The following is a 15,765-nucleotide window of genomic DNA, read 5'->3' as shown; positions in this document are numbered from 1 at the left end:
ACACCTTCCCGCCAGTTGTTTGATAACAGTGTTACACAACTGACGGACGGTCGTCGAGGACGAACGAAGGCCCGGCCGCGCGGCACACCCCGCGCGACCGGGCCTCGTGAACGAACGAACTCAGCGCTGGACGGGCGCCTGCCCGTCCTCGTCCAGCGTCAACCCCAGCATGTCCAGCAACTGGACACAGTCATCGACGCCCAGCGCCCCGTTGGCCACCGCCAGCCGGGCACGCCGCACCTGGTCGTCGGACACCCGCTGGGCATCCCCCTGACCCGTGCGCTGTGCCGGCAGACCACCGGCCAACGTCGTCGAGCTTCCCCCATCGGCACCTTCGTACCGAAGGAGGAACTGTCGCACTTCCACAGACCCACCCATGGTTCCTCCAGACGGCCAACGAACAGCTTGGCCGCGAGGCTAGCCAGAGCCGGCCGCGACACACAGCCCCCCGGAGAGTGAACCTGTCGCCACGCTCCGCACAACGCAGAGCGATCACGCGCACACCCGCGCCACATGAACCACAGGCGAACCAGAGGTGGCGCCCTGACCGGAATTCTGCCCGCGCCCACTCGCCCTTCTCAGGAAACCGTGCAACAATCGATTTGCTGACACACCCCCGGTCAGCGCCTGTGGAGATCCCCTCCGACCCCCGCGTTCCTCCCCCTGGCGCGGGGGTCGCTCCGTTTTCTGGGGGCCACCCCCAGACCCCAGGTTCCTTGCGGCGGCGGTTGGCAGCCCAGGACCGGTCCTGTTGATCATTCCTCTTCCGGCTGCGGTTTGTGATCACGAGAAAAGGTTTTCCTGTCGGTGCTGGGCCATTCGAGACAAGAAATTGGGTGTGTCGTGGCTCACTGTGGTTGGTTTGCCGAGACCGAACCGTTATCGTGACCCGGTGCCCCTTCCTTCCCTCAGCCGTCGTAGCGGCAGCCGCACGAACTTGAAGCCGGTCAACCCCGGTCGTCACCGCAACTCCCCCACCAAGGAGGCCGAAGCGGTCGTCGAAGACACGGAGCTCACCAGCTACCTTCGTGCCCTCGCCCCGGAAAACGACCCGGAGAGCACCGGCACCGGCAAGCGTTTCGGCGAAGCGCAGGTCTTCCAGCTGCGGATGAACCTCATCGCCTGCGAACAGCTCAAGGACGCCGCCGCCGAGCGCAACCTGTCGCCGCAGGCGCTGGCGCAGGAATGGATCCTCGAGCGCCTTTCGTGGGAGTCGCAGGCCAACTCGGCCCAGCAGCGCCGCCACGAGGAAGCCCACACCGACGAATTCCGCTTCGACGCCAACGCGTGGGAGCAGCCCGTCCCCCGCTGACCCGTCGCCCCGGAACGGAACAGCACATCAGAAGAAGCTTGAGCGGCAAAGGGAAAAGCCCCCGGCGAGATCGCCGGGGGCTTTTCCGATCAGTCTGAGCAACGCCTGAAGGGCGGACTCAGATCGCGCGGACCTTCTGGGCCTGCGGGCCCTTCTGGCCCTGACCGACCTCGAACTCCACTCGCTGGTTCTCCTCGAGCGTGCGGAAACCGCGACCCTCGATCTCCGAGTAGTGAACGAAGACGTCGCCCTCGCCGCCATCCTGCGCGATGAAGCCGAAGCCCTTCTCCGCGTTGAACCACTTCACAGTGCCTTGCGCCACCGCTGTACTCCTCGTTGCACATCCGCTTCGAGTGCCTCCGAAGCGACACCCAGACCGTCCCGGGCGGTTCCAACGAGTCGAGCGAAGAGCGCGTCACCGGCTCATGGCTCGCGTCAGAAGTTCCGCGAGTGTGAAGCCACGAACACGCAAAACGACGGCCTGATGGCAGCGTACCGGGATCTGGCCATATTTGAAGCCCGTGATCGGACTCTGGGCACCCCCAAGTACCAAGGTCACCGGAACGTCGTATACCGATCCGGCTTCTGTCGGACCCCCTCGCTAGCCTGTCGCCGCACGCCGACCTCAGGTCATCGCCGGACACGGACCGAAGTCGGCCATGCCCCGATCGTGAACTACGATCCACCCGATTGTGACTCGCATCACTCTCGATGGGATCAACTTACGGGGCTGTCCGGACGTCATGGTCGGTGTACAGGGGAGCAAAGGGGAAGCTTTGAGGTTCACGGAAACCGCGCGCCGCCGGGCGGCGATCGCGGCACTGGGGTTGGTGGCCGTTCTGACGCTGGGGGCGTGCAGCAGCGAGCCGACCGTGTCGGCCAGCGGGCCGGACGGCGGCGGGCCGGTCAGCAGCGACACCGGCGGCAAGGCGCCCGCGCCTGCCAAGCTGACGTACGAGCCCGCCGCGGGCGCGCAGGACGTCGCGCCGGGGCAGCCCATCAAGGTCAGCGTCGCCGACGGCACGCTCGACCAGGTCGTGCTGACCAATCCCGACGGCAAGCAGGTCGCGGGGCAGCCGTCCGAGGACAAGAAGAGCTGGTCCACCACCGAGCAGCTCGGCTACGGCAAGTCCTACACGTGGTCCGGCAAGGCCACCGGCACCGACGGCAAACCCGTCGACATCGGCGGTGCCTTCACCACGGTCAAGCCGCGCAAGCAGGTGGGCGCGAACATCAACGTCTTCGACGGGCAGACGTACGGCATCGCCATGCCGATCACGCTGACGTTCCCGAGCAAGGTCACCGACAAGGCCTCGGTCGAGAAGGCGCTGTCGGTCGAGACCACGCCGAAGACCGAGGGTTCCTGGGCCTGGGTCCACGACGACACTTCGGTGCACTGGCGGCCGAAGGCCTACTGGCAGCCCGGCACCACGGTGAAGTTCAACGCCAAGATCTACGGCGTCAAGATCGGCGAAGGCGTGTACGGCAAGGAAGACCGCTCGGCGAGCTTCACGATCGGCCGCTCGCAGATCGTCAAGGGCAACACCCAGACCCACCGGCTCCTCGTGATCCGCGACGGGCAGCAGATCGCGGACTACCCGGCCAGCTACGGCCTCGACGCCGACCCGGGCCGTGTCACGCCGAGCGGCACGCACGTGGTGATGTCCAAGCACGACACGTACTCGATGACCAACGAGCGCTACGACTACGAGAACATCGTCGTGCCGTCCGCGGTGCGGTTCTCGACCAACGGCGAGTTCATCCACGGCTACGCGCCTTCGATCTGGGCGCAGGGCAAGAAGAACATCTCCCACGGCTGCGTGAACCTGGCGCCGGCGAACGCCAAGGCGTACATGGACGGCGCCCTGGTCGGGGATCCGGTCGAGATCGAGGGCAGCACCCAGAAGATCAACCGGGCGCGCGACTACAGCGACTGGACCTACTCCTGGGACGAGTGGCAGGGCTTGTCTGCCCTGCGCTGACGGGACTTCCATGAAACCGGGCGGCCGGAGACCCCCTGTGGTCTCCGGCCGTTCGTGCTTGGGCGAGGGACGCGTCTTTCCGGGAGCGCGTCAGCGCGACGGGAAGACTTCACCCCGCGCGCCGCTCTTGGCCGAAGGCCACGGAAAAGTTTTGCCGGGCGCCGAGGCAACTACCCTCGCTGACCTGCGGTCGAGCGCCCGGCGAAATTTTTCCGTCAGCGCGCGAAAAGTCACTGCAACCCTGCCTGGGGCGGGACGCATGTCTAACGACGTAAGGCGCCGCGGTCAATGAGCGGCGCCCGGATCGAGGAGACACACTTGCGTACTCGTATCGCTCTCACTCTCGGCGCGCTGCTGCTGGCGGGCGGCGCCGCCTTCGCGACCACGTCGCTGGCGTCGGCCGATCAGAGCGCGCCGTCGCCGACGGCCACTCAGGCGCCCCAGCCGCCGGCCAAGGAGCCCACCACCACGCGGCCGGCGGAGCCGCCCCGCGCCACGACCGCCCCGCCGCGGAGCCTCCCGCAGACCCCCGCCGTCGCCGCGCCGGGCGAGCACCGCGTGCCCAAGGCCGTTCCCGCCGGGCCGACCGGGGATCTGCACCTCCCCGCCATCGTCGAAGGAGCCGGTAACTAGGTGACGCCGAGCCGCTCGTCGAAGACCGGGACGGGCTCGCCGTGGGACGGCGAGTTCGCCCGGTACTTCGACGAGCGCGCGCACAACCTGCGTGCCACCGCGTACCTCCTGTGCGGCGACTGGCATCAGGCCGAGGACATCACCCAGGCCGCGCTGCTGAAGCTGTACCTGGCTTGGCCGAGGCTCTCCCGGCACGACGCGCTCGACGGCTACGCGCGCAAGATCGTGCTGCGGACGTTCCTCTCCGAGCATCGGCGCGTCTGGCGCAAACGGGAGAAGCTCACGGACGCCCTTCCCGACGTCCCGGGCGAAACCAACGGCACGGAACAGGAGATGCTGGTCAGGCACGCCCTGTCCGGCATCGCCCCGAAGCAGCGGGCCGTCCTTGTCCTGCGGTACTTCGAAGATCTCAGCGTCGAAGAGACGGCCACGGCGCTGGGCTGCAGCACCGGGAACGTGAAGAGCCAGGGTGCGCGGGGTCTGGCGACCCTGCGTAAACGGCTCGGTCCGCATTTCAGTGAACTGGCCTTGAGCGGAGCGCACGACGATGGGAGGTGAGGAGATGGACGAGGACATCAAAGGCGTGCTTTCGCACGGCGCGAGCGGTCCCCCGCTGGGCATCCGGGCGGCGGACATCATCGAGCGGGGTGGCCGGATCCGGCGACGACGCAAGCGGCTGGCCGTGGCGGGCAGTTCGCTGGCGACGATCGCGGTGATCGTGTTCGGCGCGATCGCCGTCGGCGGTCGCGGTGGCGAGGGGCCCGCGCCGGTTCAACCCGCCGGGCCGGGTCTGTCGACGATCGCCCCGTCACCGGTCTCCCCCGCACCGTCCGAGTCGCCCCCGCGGGCGGAGGTCACTCCCGGGACGCCGGCTCCACCCGCTTCCGCGCCGATGACCGATCAGCAACGTTCGACGCCGAGGTCTCTCCCACCCGGCCGGACGACGACGACCGGTCCCCATCGCGCGCCCACGCCGACGAAGCAGCCGAGCGAGCCTCCGACGACGGCCACGACCCGCTGATCTCCCGTCCGGAACGTCCGATTCCCGAAGTGTGACCCAAAGTAATCGGAAATTCTCCGACATCGGCTTCACCTGGTGGTTCGTCACCGTATTGGGGGAACGGCCCTCGCACGACCGATCCAAAGCGCTGAACCCGGACGTTTGAACCCCTACGGTCGAGGGAACAAACCCTCGACGATGGGTAAGTAAACGGGTGGGTCGGGAGGTCAAACCCATGGCCGAAGAGGCGCTGAGCGCGTCACATCAGGAAAAAGGGGAACCGGCGGAGGCCCCACCTGAACAGATCAGAAAGGCCGTCGCCGGGGCGGCGATGGGTAACTGCATCGAGTGGTACGACTTCGGTGTTTTCGGCTTCATGCCGGCCATTCTGGGGCAGGTCTTCTTCAATGCGTCGAGCACTTCCGAAGGCGCGCTGGCGACCTTCGCGGTCTTGGCGATCACGTTCATCGTCCGGCCGTTCGGCAGCTTCGTGTTCGGGCCGCTGGGCGACAAGATCGGGCGCCAGAAGGTTCTCGCGCTGACGATCATCCTGATGTCCGGATCGACGTTCATCATCGGTCTGTTGCCGTCCTACGCGACGATCGGCCCGGCCGCGGCGGTCCTGCTGATCCTGTTGCGCACCATCCAAGGCTTCTCGGCGGGCGGTGAGTACGGCGGTGCGGCGACGTTCATCGCGGAGTACGCGCCCGCCCGGCGCCGGGGTTTCTGGGGCAGCTGGCTGGAATTCGGCACGCTCGTCGGCTTCGCGATGGGCGCCGGCTTCGTCACGATCTTCACCGTCGTGCTCGGCGACGAGGCCATGCGCGAATGGGGCTGGCGCCTGCCGTTCCTGATCGCGGGCCCGCTCGGCATCGTCGGTCTGTACCTGCGGAACAAGCTGGAGGACACTCCGCTGTTCCAGGAGATCGAGAAGAAGAACCAGGTCGAAAAGTCGCCGCTGAAGGCGCTGCTCAAGAAGCACTGGACGTCGATCCTGCACCTGATCGGCATCGTGGTGATGCTGAACGTCGCCGACTACATCGTGATCACCTACCTGGAGACGTATCTCAAGGACGTGGTCGGCTTCAGCGGGCACACACCCTTGCTCATCATCCTGGCCACCATCGGGTTGATGCTGATCTTGATCGTGCCGGTCGGCATGCTGTCCGACCGCATCGGGCGAAAACCCATCCTGATCACGTGCTGCGCGAGCTTCCTGGTGCTGCCGATCCCGGCGTTCTCGCTGATGGGCGCGGCCGCGGACGACCGGAACGCCTGGCAGCTCATGCTCGGCCTGGTGATGATCGCGGTGCCGCTGGTGCTGATCCTCGCCGTGCTCGCGGCGACGCTGCCGGCGATGTTCCCGACCCAGGAACGCTACAGCGGTTTCTCCATCGGCTACAGCGTTTCCACCGCGGCGTTCGGCGGCACGGCGTCGTACATCATCGGCAGCCTGGTGACCAATACGGGTGACAACCTGTGGCCCGCGTACTACCTGATGGGCGCGGCGGCGATCGCGGCCATCCCGATCCTGCTGCTGCCCGAAACGGCCGGGGTGTCGCTGCGCGGCATCGTGAACTCGCGGATCGCGCGGCGCCGGAAACCGGAAACGGCCACTCCCGGCGGCGCTTCGGAGCTACCGGCGAGTTAACGTCTTTCCATGAGCCGTATCTCGCAGCCGTGGCCGCCGGTCGAAGTCGAACCGGCGACCGTCCACCCGGAAGCCCCCAAGCAGGGCAGCCACCTCGGCATCCACTTCGGTGAGTGTTTCGGGTGCGGCGACGAGATCGAGGCCGGGCTCCACCTGCATTCGACGGTGGGCGAAGGGACGACGGTGTACTCCAAGTTCACCGTCACCTCCGCCCACCAGGGTGCGCCCGGTCTCGCCCATGGCGGTCTGCTGGCATGCGCCTTCGACGAGGCGCTCGGCTCGACCGTCGGCAACCTGCTGCGTCGCCCCGCCGTCACCGGGAAACTGGAGACGGACTTCCTCCGGCCGGTTCCGGTCGGCTCGACCCTGTACATCGCCACGAAACTGGACGGCATCGCCGGCCGGAAGATCTACGTGAGCGCAGACGGGCGGCTGGACGCCGAAGACGGCCCTGTCGCGGTGCGCGCGCGGGCGTTGTTCGTGCGGGTGGAGTTCGAGCACTTCAGCACCCACGGAGACCCCGAGGCGCTCCAGAAGCTCGCCGCCGCGCACGAAAAGGCCAAGCGCGCCCGCGAGTGGGACATCAACCCCTGAGCATTTCGTCCTCTGAATGCGGTGGTTCGTACGCCCAACTACCGCGTTCAGAGGACGAAATGCGGGGCTAGGTGAGGGTTCGCGGCCGGATCGCGTTCGCCTTGTCGACGAGTTCGACCCGCTGGTCGACCGATCCGGCCAACCGCGCCAACGTCCGATAGCAGCGCTCGAGCCCGAACCGCAGGTCTCGTTCCTCCAAGGCACAGCCCAGGACCTTCGCGCCCGGTGTCGGCTGGTTCTGCGAGTTGAGCCAGCCGTACGCCGCTTCGAGGACCTCCGCCGACAAACGAGTGCGGCGTTCGGCGTCGAGCTGCAGGCGCTCCAAACGCGTCGAGGCGTCGACGAGGTCGCGCTCCGACACCATCACCGGATCCTTGCCGCCGCCGTTGATCCTGGTCTTGATCTTGATCGCGGCCACCTGCGCGGCGACGTGATGCGACGACGACGCCGGGACGGCTTCCAGCACCTCGATCGCGCTGGCCCTGGCGCCTTGCGCGAGGTACACGCGAGCGAGCCCGAAGGCGGCGCTGACGTACGAGCGGTCCGTTCGCCACACCAGCTCGTAGTAGCGCGCGGCGCCGAAGTAGTCCCCGACCCCTTCCGCGCTGACGGCCAAGGCAAGCTTCGGCGCGATCTCGCCGGGCAGGTCGTCGTACACCGCTTCGAACGCGACGTGCGCGACGCGGGACCGTCCGCCCGCGAGCTCGATCAGGCCGCGGTACCAGTCGATCCGCCAGTCGTGCGGGAAACCGGCCTTGATCGCGAGGTACTGCGCGGCCTGCAGCTGCCGCTGTGCCTCGACCAGCTCACCGAGCTCGATCCGGGCACGGACGATGCGCAGCCGGACCTCGATCGACTCGCGCGGTGCCCCGGACAGCGACTCGATCGCGCCCGCGGGATCGAGCGCGACCGTCGAGGCCAGCACACCGGCCGCCGGGTCGTCCGTGTCGACCTGCGGGATCGGGAGCCCCGCGACCACTTCGCCCGGATCGGGCAGCGGCACGCTCCCGCCGTGTTCCGGAACGACCATGTCGACGCCGAACGTGCGGGTCTCCGGCCCGAAGACGGTCGACGCGCCAGGACGCTGTTTCCCGGTGCCCAGCGCCATGATCTCGCGGAGCACGCCGGTCAGCTGGTCGGCCATGTCCTCGGCCGCGATGAACCGGCGGTCCGGGTCGGTGTGCGTCGCGCGCTTCAGGAAGCGGTAGTACGAACCGAAGAGCGCGAACAGCGGCACGACGTCCGGGCCGGGCAAGGTCGTCTTGTACTTGCTGGTGTAACCGGAGAATTCGAAGCTGAGCACGGCGAGCGTGCGGCCGACCGTGTACAGGTCCGATGCCACCGAAGCGCCGTGCGTCGCCAGTTCGGGCGCGCTGTAGCCGGTGGTGAAGAACAGCGGGCTCTCGTAGTCGTCGATGCGGCGGACCGCGCCGAGGTCGATCAGCTTGAGCTGTTCGTGCGTCTGGATGACGTTGTCGGGCTTGAGGTCGCAGTACAGCAGGTTCTGGCCGTGCAGGTAGCCCATGGCGGGCAGGATCTCGAGCCCGTAGGCGATCACCTGGCCGATGGGCAGCGGCTCCGGGCGTTTCGTCTCGCGGTGGTGCGCGAGCGCGAGCTGGCGCAGTGACTGGCCGCCGACGTACTCCATGACGATGTAGCCGACCGAGTTGCCGGTGTCGCCGTCCGGGTGCTGCACGAAGTTGTGGATCTTGACGATGTTGGGGTGCTCGACCTCGGCGAGGAACCGCTGCTCGTTGGCGGCGGCCGCCATCGCGGTGGCGTCGCCGGTGTCGATCAGGCCCTTGAGGACCACCCAGCGGTCGCTGACGTTGTGGTCCTGCGCGAGGTAGATCCAGCCGAGGCCGCCGTACGCGAGCGCGCCGAGCACCTCGTACTGGCCGCCGACGATCTCGTTCGGCCGCAGCTTCGGGACGAAGGAGAACGGGTTCCCGCACTTCTCGCATTCGCCCTCGGGCGAACCGGGCTTGCCGTCCTTGCCGCGGCCGACCTTGGCACTGCAGCTGCCGCAGAAGCGTTTCTCCTCGGCCACCATCGGGTTCTCGAGGACGGCGGACGCCGGGTCGCGGTACGGCACCTGCGGGACGTCGACGAGCCCGGCGCCGAGACGGCCGCGACGCGACGTGCGGGACGACGTCCTGCGTGCGGTTCCGGGGAACGAACCCGTCCCGGTCCCGGTTCCGGTGCCGTGGCTGCCCGACCCGGTGCCGGTGCCGGTTCCCCGGCTTTCGCTGGAACGTTCGGGAAGGACGCTTTCCGTGCCCGGGTCCGGCAGCGGCCCGGGCCCGTTGTCGACGCGCGGCGTCGGCGGCATGATGCTCTGCGTCTCCGGTGCCGGCGAGGAGAGCACGCTGGTCGGCTGCGGCGCGTCGGCGGGTGCCTGCCACGCGGGGCGGACGACCTGGGTCTGCGGGCTCACCGGGGCCATGTCGCCCGGCGGACGCGTCGGATCCTCGGCGCCGGGGATCGGCCGCTGCTGGCCGCGCGGCGGAGTCTGCGGACGCTGGACGGGCGCGTGGTAGATCGTGCGCTCGGCGTCCGTCTCCGGCTGGGGCTTCGGTTTGGGCCGCGACGGCTCGGCGAGATCGAGCCTGCCGGAAATGGACGGTTCGGGCGTTTCCCAGCGGACCGGCGCCGGCGGCGTCCAGGACGCGGACTCCGCCTCACGCTCCGGCGTGGCGTCGTCCGGCGCTGCGTGCCGAGGACGGCGCGGCTCTTCCGACACTGGTACCTCCCGAAATCCCCCGCGACCACGTCACCCCAGATCTTAGGGGGTGAGCGCCCAGGTCGTGCCCGCGCCGGGTCGAACCCGCTACGGTGCGGGAGAGAACCGATTCAGCAGGTGATGAGGGGGAGGACCGGGTGCCTGCGTCATTTTCGATGTCGATGGCCCAGCTCGACGTCGTACTCGAAGAACTCGGGCTCGGCAGATTCGTGCTGCCCTTCGAGATCCCGACCGTCGGAACCACCATCACCGAACGCGAGCGGCACTGCGAAGAGATCTGGGCGGGGCTGGCCGACCGAGGCTTCGCCCGCGGCCGCGAACTCCTGCGCGACTACGAACAATCCCTCCGGCTCTGGGCCACCGGGGACTTCGTCCTCACCATGGAGGCGCACGAGGTGGAGGAGGACGCCGAATACCTCTATCGGGGTGCGTGGAACAGCCGCCTGGGCATCGTGAGCCAGCAGCGCGGCTTCGACATCCTCTTCGAGCCGGTCTACCCCGAACAGGTCGTCACGACACTGCTCGGCTATCTGCCGTCCCTGCCGCCGTTCCCCGGTCGGGTGACGACGTCCAGCACGCTCCCCCCGGCCAAACGACCGGACGACCCGTTCGACGAGGACCCGAACAACCTCCGCTTGGGCGCGGCCGCCCGCTTCTTCGAACACCCGCTCGCGCGGCTGGGCACGATCAGCGTCACCCTGCGCGACGATCGGGGTAAACCGCAGCAGAAGAGCGTCCAGTGGTTCGACAGCCTTCAGGGCCGCTTCATGCTCACCACAGACCGCTTCCCCGACGGCGAAGTCCGCCGCACGTTCACCCCGACGAGTGGCTCTCACCTGGCGCGATGGGTCCACGACCTGGTCGAAGCCGCCCGCGTCGGCAGCGCGTGATCCTCGCCGGAAGGCGGCCTTCGAGGCCGTTTCCGCTGATATCGTGATCTGACGAGCGCTACGAGTAACCGGGACTTGGTACAGGGGAGAGACCATGACGGACGGCACCGGCGGACCGCCGGGCAACTTCTCGGACATCTTGGGTGACTTCTCGGCGCAGGCCGACGCGATGGTGACTGCCGCCAAGGAAGGGCGGTTCGCTGTCAGCGAGGAAGCTGGAGAGGCTCTGAAGAAGGCGGTCAACGACTATCTCTACGACTGGAACAACACCAAAGGCATGTTTCAACGCCTTGCGGAAAAACCAAAGCTGGGCACCGGTCCATACGCCCAGCGGATCGGTGACCATGCAGTTCTGGTTGCGGACGGTGACGACTTGTCCGCGAAGAGGCAGTTGGACATGTTGAGAGACATCGTGATTCGGGCTAATGAAGCCATCGAACTGGCAAAGACCAAGTACAAGCAGCAAGACGAAAATGGCGCGGACGCATTCAAGAATCTGAAGCAGGGCTGACTTCTTTCCTATGAAACTTCACCTTCGCCACCGCTTGGTACCGGCTCTGATGGTCGCTTTGGTCACCGTGACCGCATGTTCGTCGGAGACACCTGGAACAGCGACCCCCGTGCCAACGTCATCCAATCCCACGACGGCCATCTCTTCTGACGCTGCCCCTGCGAACATCTTCGGTGCGCTGAAGGCATGCGACCTGCTGGAACCGACGACCACGGCCAAAGGGTTCGAGTCTCCAAGGGTTGAGACCTATGAGAGCGACAACGGCTGCAGAACCGCGAAACGCGGCTATGCCTCCGTCAGCATCTACCTCGTCCCCGAGGCCGGGATCGACAAGCTGTCGCCTGGGCAAGGAACCAAGGTCCCCTCGAAGTTGAACGGCCGTGAAGCGGTGGAAATCCCGGGTGACGCGGGAACCGATGCCTGCACAGTCGCCGTCGCTGTCGGTCCGAACGCGCGAATGACGGCGTCAACCACGCTGGAACAGACAGGAACCAACGAGGAAGCCTGCGCCCTCTCCCGCGAGATCGCAGAAGCCGCTGAACCGAAACTGCCTAGAGGCAACTGACGACGGAACGGGAGGGGACCATGGTCAACGTCGGGCAAGACGACTTCGACAGCAAGTTCTCCGCGCTGGGCAATCCCGGCCGGACGTACGAGGCCAAGCGGTACTCCGACACGTACAACGAGACCAACGCCGGACCCGGCGGCAACTCCGTGACCGCGAGGTTGACGGCTGAGGCGAAGGCCGGGCAGTACTCGGCCGAGCAGGCCGCGGCGCTCTCGCAGGGCCAGCAGTTCCGCACCGGCCTCAACCCGTCGGACCAGCGCTACGAAGCCGTCCCTCACGGCGAGCTCAAGAACATGGTCACGCAGGACCTCGATCCGCTGGACATCGACGAGAAGGGCGAGCTCTGGAACAACCAGGGCAACTCCCTGAACAACTTCAGCAACGCCGTCCGCGACGCGATCGGCAAAGAGGGCGAGCACTGGCAGGGTGACGGCGCCAAGTCGGTCACCGATTTCTTCACCAACATCAGCAAGTGGGCCGACACCGCGGGCGACGGCGCTTACCTGGCCTCCAACCGCTTCTCCCAGTCCGCCGCAGCGGCCACCTCCGCGAAGAACTCCATGCCCGAAGAGATCCCCTTCGACCGCAACGCCGAGTACAAGAACGCCCTCAACCAGCTCGCGACGGGGAATCTCGCCGGCGCGGTGGACACGGTCGGCAACATCTCGGCCAAGCAGGAGCAGTCGTTCCAGGCGCATCAGCAGGCCGCGCAGGTGATGCACAACTACGACCAGTCGCTCTTCGACGTCAATTCCAAGCAGCCCACCTTCGCCCCGCCGCCGGAGATGGGCGAGTCGACGACGGCGTCCGGGTTTTCCGGGGGCACCGAGCCCAGGGGCTTCAGCGGCGGGCCGGGGCCTGGGCCCAACAGTGGTCCAGGGCCAGGAGTGCCGGGTGGTCCGAGCGGGCCAGCGCCGGGGCCCGGGATCACCACGGGCGGCGGGCACACCGGCGTGCCGGGGCCGAATCAGCCGGTCAGCGGGCCGCCGGGGTCGTTCCGGCCGGGGCCGGGGCCGGGGTTGGCGGCGATGAACGGGCCTGGTCCGACCGGGCTCGGGCGGCTGGGCAGCGAGCAGTATCGCGGCAAACCCGGCCGGACGACGAGCGGGCCGGGCGGCAGTGCGGCGAACCGGTTGACCAGTGGCGGGTTCGGGCGCAACGGCGGGTCCGGCAACGTCGCCGAGCGGCTCGCGGGCGGCAAGGTTTCGGCCGGTGACGCCGAGAAGCTCGCGGGCAAGGGCGGCGGGTCCGGGTCGGGCAAGCTGCCGGAGGAGCGCGTCACCCGGGGTGGCGCGGCCGCGGCGGGCAAGAGCGGCGGGCACGGACCGATGGGGGCCGGCGCGCCCGGTGGCAAGGGGCAGAAGGAAGAGGACAAGGAAAAGAAGGCCCCGAACTACCTGCAGGAGGAAGACGCCGACGTCTTGTTCGGCGGCTACGACGGCGAGATGAAGCCGGTGCCGCCGGTGATCGGCGACAAATCCCCGTAAGACGAAGCGGGCCGTTCGAGAGCGAATCCCGAACGGCCCGTTCTCATTTGTACACCGGCGACGGCGGCGTCCCGCCCTCGAGTTTGTTCCCGATCCATTTGGCGTAGATCGCCTGCCACGCGCCACCGCGGACGTTCTCCAGCACGGCGTTCACGTACCGCACCATGTCCTCGTTCTCCTTCGGGATGCCGATGCCGTAGTTCTCCTCGGTGAACCGGTCCCCCACGATCTTCAGCGTCGGGTCCTGCGCGAGCATCCCGGCGAGGATGACGTCGTCCGTCGACACCGCCTCGACCTGCTTCTGCTGCAGCATCACCAGGCAATCCGACCAGTTGTCCACCGAGACCGGCACCGGCTTCGACGGATCCGCCGCGATCTTCGTCAGCGAGGTCGACGTCTTGGTCGCGCACACCCGCCGCCCGGCGAGGTCCGAAAGCTGCCCGACCTTCGAGCCGGATTCGACCAGGATCCGTTGCCCCGCTTGGTAATAAGCGGTCGAGAAATTGACCTTCTTCAGCCGGCTGCAGGTGATGCTGTACGTCCGCACCACGATGTCGACCTGCTTCTTCTCGAGCACTTCTTCCCGCAGTTTCGACGGGATGGCCCGGAACTGGACGCGGCCTTCCGCACTACCGAAGATCGCCTTCGCGATCTCGTTGACCATGTCGATGTCGAACCCTTCGAGCTGGCCCGAAGTCGGATTCCGGAAGCCGAATAGGAACGTCGTCTGGTCGACGCCCGCGACGAGCTTGCCGTTCTCCTTGATCTTCGCCATCGTCGAGCCGCTGGTGATCGACGTGCCGCTGGTCGGCCGCAGGCTGGCCAGCGGGTTGCAGCTCGTGTCGGTCGTTCCGCCACCGCCGGCGTTGTCGGCGCCGCCGACGTTCGCGGGCAGCGGCGGCGCGACGTCGCCGACGGGTGCCGGGTCGACCGGCGCCCCCGCGCTGCCACAAGCCGTCGCCAGCACCAAAACCGCGCCGAGCACGGCCGTTCGCAGACCGTTCCGCATCACCGGTACTCCCTCAGCCGTTCACGGATTCCCAAGGCCGACCCCGCCGCCGCCAGCACCGCCAGCACCGCGATGCCCGGGGCGAGCAGGGTCAGCGCGCGGTCGGCGCCGCGGGTGTCGTCGAGGAATTCCTGTCGTCCCACGTTGATCGCGGCCACCAGGTTCTCGTCGAGCCGCAGGAACGCCCCGGCCGCGCTGTCCTTCTTGTCGTCGCGGGTGGCCGTGGCGACGGCGTCCTGGTAGAAGCCGTCTTCGTCCTGCCGCCGTACCTCGCCGTGCGCCTTGAACCACGCCGACGCCGCTTGGATGGCCGCGTCCACCTTCTCCGCGGCCGCGCCGCCCGCCGCGAGTCCGCGGGCCTCGCCCAGCAGACCGCCTTGGCCGTCCGTTCCGCCGAGTTGCGCCGCGAGATCGCCGAAGTTCTTTTCGTACGCCGCGCCGTCGCCGCGGGCGACGAGGGTCAGCGTTTCGTCGGCGCGCGCCTGCAGCGCCGCGATCCTGGCCCGGACGAGCACGTCCACCTGGTGCGAACCGTCTTCCTCACCGCTGCCGACGAGGGTGCTCTGCACGATCAGCGCGACCGCGCCCCACAGCAGGGCGACCACCACCGACGCGGTCGCGACGACGAGCCCGACGTTCAGCAACCGGTTGGTCTTCCGCGTCAGGTGCACCTGGGTGACGATCAGCGCGGCGAGCAGGGCGAGCATCAAAGCCGTTGCCAGCCAAGGGAATCCGGTCGCGTCGTCCTGCTCGGCGGCGAGCCGGTCGGTGTCGGTCCGGTAGAGATCCTGTGCGGCGGGAAGGATTTTCGCCCGCATCAGTTCGGACGCCTCGCGCAGATACGAGGCACCGACGGGATAACCCTGCCGGTTGTAGACGCGTGCGGTCTCGATCAGTCCCGTGTAGACGGGGATTTCGCGGCCGAGGATGTTGATCTGCTCGGCCGCCTTGCCCGCGCCGGACGAGTCCGATGCCGCCTTCGCCAGCGCCGCGCCGGCCTCCGCGATGTCGCGGTCGTACCGCTGGCGCATCAAGGGCGGCTCGGTGCCGATGGAGAGGAACGAACTGGCGGCCGTCGCGTCGGCGTCCGAAAGCGCGCGATAGACCTGTTGCGCGGCGGCGGCCAGCGGTTCGCGGTGGTCGATCAGTCCGTTGATCGTGTCCTTCTTGTCCTGCGCCGCCAGCGTGCCGAACAGCCCGGCGACCAGCGACAGCAGGACGAGCCCGATCGCGATCACCGACAGCCTGCCCGGCGTGGTCGCCGCGGAGCGGACGATCGCGCGGATCCCGTTACCCGGCAGCTCGAGCAGCCCGGCGATCCCGCCGCGGCCTTCCGGCGCGGGGGGTGGCGCGGGGCTCCCCGGCCGGGTCACAGTGCTCGTCAT

The 15,765-nt window shown here is 68.0% G+C and carries 16 protein-coding genes; 11 read left to right on the top strand and 5 right to left on the bottom strand.

Annotated features, from left to right (window positions below; genetic code table 11):
- Nucleotides 1-120: 120 nt before the first annotated feature.
- Nucleotides 121-378, bottom strand: coding sequence for a hypothetical protein (locus tag AMK34_RS18870; RefSeq protein WP_020633070.1), 258 nt, complete (start codon nucleotides 376-378; stop codon nucleotides 121-123).
- 514 nt (nucleotides 379-892) lie between these two features.
- Between AMK34_RS18870 and AMK34_RS18865 the strand changes: the two genes are divergently transcribed.
- Entirely contained in the window at nucleotides 893-1,312 is a 420-nt protein-coding gene (locus AMK34_RS18865) for a hypothetical protein (RefSeq protein WP_016330848.1), read from the top strand.
- A gap of 118 nt (nucleotides 1,313-1,430) precedes the next feature.
- Here AMK34_RS18865 and AMK34_RS18860 read toward each other — a convergent pair whose 3' ends face one another.
- On the bottom strand, nucleotides 1,431-1,634 hold the full coding sequence (locus tag AMK34_RS18860) for a cold-shock protein (RefSeq protein WP_003097368.1): 204 nt from the start codon (nucleotides 1,632-1,634) through the stop codon (nucleotides 1,431-1,433).
- Nucleotides 1,635-2,055: 421 nt separating this feature from the next.
- On the opposite strand from AMK34_RS18860, the gene AMK34_RS18855 reads away from it, so the two are divergent.
- The 6 genes from AMK34_RS18855 (at nucleotide 2,056) to AMK34_RS18830 (ending at nucleotide 7,172) form a co-directional block, all read left to right on the top strand.
- Nucleotides 2,056-3,294, top strand: coding sequence for a L,D-transpeptidase (locus tag AMK34_RS18855; RefSeq protein WP_073846142.1), 1,239 nt, complete (start codon nucleotides 2,056-2,058; stop codon nucleotides 3,292-3,294).
- Between the two features lie 288 nt (nucleotides 3,295-3,582).
- Complete coding sequence (locus AMK34_RS18850) at nucleotides 3,583-3,927, top strand: hypothetical protein (protein ID WP_038520304.1); 345 nt, start codon at nucleotides 3,583-3,585, stop codon at nucleotides 3,925-3,927.
- Complete coding sequence (locus AMK34_RS18845) at nucleotides 3,928-4,485, top strand: SigE family RNA polymerase sigma factor (RefSeq protein ID WP_073846141.1); 558 nt, start codon at nucleotides 3,928-3,930, stop codon at nucleotides 4,483-4,485.
- A gap of 4 nt (nucleotides 4,486-4,489) precedes the next feature.
- A complete protein-coding gene (locus AMK34_RS18840; protein WP_241832796.1) occupies nucleotides 4,490-4,948 on the top strand; it encodes a hypothetical protein in 459 nt (152 codons plus the stop codon).
- A gap of 214 nt (nucleotides 4,949-5,162) precedes the next feature.
- Nucleotides 5,163-6,578: an MFS transporter gene (locus AMK34_RS18835; protein ID WP_038520309.1), complete on the top strand. Its 1,416-nt coding sequence runs from the start codon at nucleotides 5,163-5,165 to the stop codon at nucleotides 6,576-6,578.
- Between the two features lie 9 nt (nucleotides 6,579-6,587).
- Nucleotides 6,588-7,172, top strand: a complete 585-nt coding sequence (locus AMK34_RS18830) for a PaaI family thioesterase (RefSeq protein WP_038520311.1) — start codon at nucleotides 6,588-6,590, stop codon at nucleotides 7,170-7,172.
- Nucleotides 7,173-7,239: 67 nt separating this feature from the next.
- Here the strand turns inward: AMK34_RS18830 and AMK34_RS18825 are convergent, their stop codons facing one another.
- Nucleotides 7,240-9,915 carry a tetratricopeptide repeat protein gene (locus AMK34_RS18825; protein WP_038520313.1) on the bottom strand — a complete coding sequence of 892 codons (2,676 nt, stop codon included), beginning with the start codon at nucleotides 9,913-9,915 and terminating at the stop codon, nucleotides 7,240-7,242.
- Nucleotides 9,916-10,052: 137 nt separating this feature from the next.
- Here AMK34_RS18825 and AMK34_RS18820 point away from each other — a divergent pair, with 137 nt between their 5' ends.
- The 4 genes from AMK34_RS18820 to AMK34_RS18805 all read left to right on the top strand — a co-directional run bounded on the left by AMK34_RS18820 (nucleotide 10,053) and on the right by AMK34_RS18805 (nucleotide 13,371).
- Nucleotides 10,053-10,805: an ESX secretion-associated protein EspG gene (locus AMK34_RS18820; RefSeq protein ID WP_228694761.1), complete on the top strand. Its 753-nt coding sequence runs from the start codon at nucleotides 10,053-10,055 to the stop codon at nucleotides 10,803-10,805.
- 94 nt (nucleotides 10,806-10,899) lie between these two features.
- Entirely contained in the window at nucleotides 10,900-11,316 is a 417-nt protein-coding gene (locus tag AMK34_RS18815) for a hypothetical protein (protein ID WP_073846139.1), read from the top strand.
- A 49-nt stretch (nucleotides 11,317-11,365) separates the two neighbouring features.
- A complete protein-coding gene (locus AMK34_RS18810) occupies nucleotides 11,366-11,881 on the top strand; it encodes a DUF3558 family protein (RefSeq protein WP_073846138.1) in 516 nt (171 codons plus the stop codon).
- A gap of 20 nt (nucleotides 11,882-11,901) precedes the next feature.
- A complete protein-coding gene (locus tag AMK34_RS18805; RefSeq protein WP_073846137.1) occupies nucleotides 11,902-13,371 on the top strand; it encodes a PPE domain-containing protein in 1,470 nt (489 codons plus the stop codon).
- Nucleotides 13,372-13,414: 43 nt separating this feature from the next.
- Here the strand turns inward: AMK34_RS18805 and AMK34_RS18800 are convergent, their stop codons facing one another.
- A complete protein-coding gene (locus tag AMK34_RS18800; protein ID WP_038520324.1) occupies nucleotides 13,415-14,380 on the bottom strand; it encodes a glutamate ABC transporter substrate-binding protein in 966 nt (321 codons plus the stop codon).
- On the bottom strand, nucleotides 14,380-15,765 hold the full coding sequence (locus AMK34_RS18795; RefSeq protein ID WP_073846136.1) for a hypothetical protein: 1,386 nt from the start codon (nucleotides 15,763-15,765) through the stop codon (nucleotides 14,380-14,382). Before AMK34_RS18795 ends, AMK34_RS18800 begins: the two co-directional genes overlap by 1 nt.

This window comes from Amycolatopsis sp. CB00013, from assembly GCF_001905755.1.
GTDB classification, from domain to species: domain Bacteria; phylum Actinomycetota; class Actinomycetes; order Mycobacteriales; family Pseudonocardiaceae; genus Amycolatopsis; species Amycolatopsis japonica.
This window is presented reverse-complemented; position numbering and strand designations above follow the sequence as displayed.

What these genes read in the sequence shown, in the direction of transcription:
- AMK34_RS18870 (WP_020633070.1), bottom strand. Translation starts at nt 378, where the DNA reads ATGGGTGGGTCTGTGGAAGTGCGACAGTTCCTCCTTCGGTACGAAGGT.
- AMK34_RS18855 (WP_073846142.1), top strand. Translation starts at nt 2,056, where the DNA reads ATGGTCGGTGTACAGGGGAGCAAAGGGGAAGCTTTGAGGTTCACGGAA.
- AMK34_RS18850 (WP_038520304.1), top strand. Translation starts at nt 3,583, where the DNA reads ATGAGCGGCGCCCGGATCGAGGAGACACACTTGCGTACTCGTATCGCT.
- AMK34_RS18840 (WP_241832796.1), top strand. Translation starts at nt 4,490, where the DNA reads ATGGACGAGGACATCAAAGGCGTGCTTTCGCACGGCGCGAGCGGTCCC.
- AMK34_RS18835 (WP_038520309.1), top strand. Translation starts at nt 5,163, where the DNA reads ATGGCCGAAGAGGCGCTGAGCGCGTCACATCAGGAAAAAGGGGAACCG.
- AMK34_RS18830 (WP_038520311.1), top strand. Translation starts at nt 6,588, where the DNA reads ATGAGCCGTATCTCGCAGCCGTGGCCGCCGGTCGAAGTCGAACCGGCG.
- AMK34_RS18815 (WP_073846139.1), top strand. Translation starts at nt 10,900, where the DNA reads ATGACGGACGGCACCGGCGGACCGCCGGGCAACTTCTCGGACATCTTG.
- AMK34_RS18810 (WP_073846138.1), top strand. Translation starts at nt 11,366, where the DNA reads ATGGTCGCTTTGGTCACCGTGACCGCATGTTCGTCGGAGACACCTGGA.
- AMK34_RS18805 (WP_073846137.1), top strand. Translation starts at nt 11,902, where the DNA reads ATGGTCAACGTCGGGCAAGACGACTTCGACAGCAAGTTCTCCGCGCTG.
- AMK34_RS18800 (WP_038520324.1), bottom strand. Translation starts at nt 14,380, where the DNA reads ATGCGGAACGGTCTGCGAACGGCCGTGCTCGGCGCGGTTTTGGTGCTG.
- AMK34_RS18795 (WP_073846136.1), bottom strand. Translation starts at nt 15,765, where the DNA reads ATGACGAGCACTGTGACCCGGCCGGGGAGCCCCGCGCCACCCCCCGCG.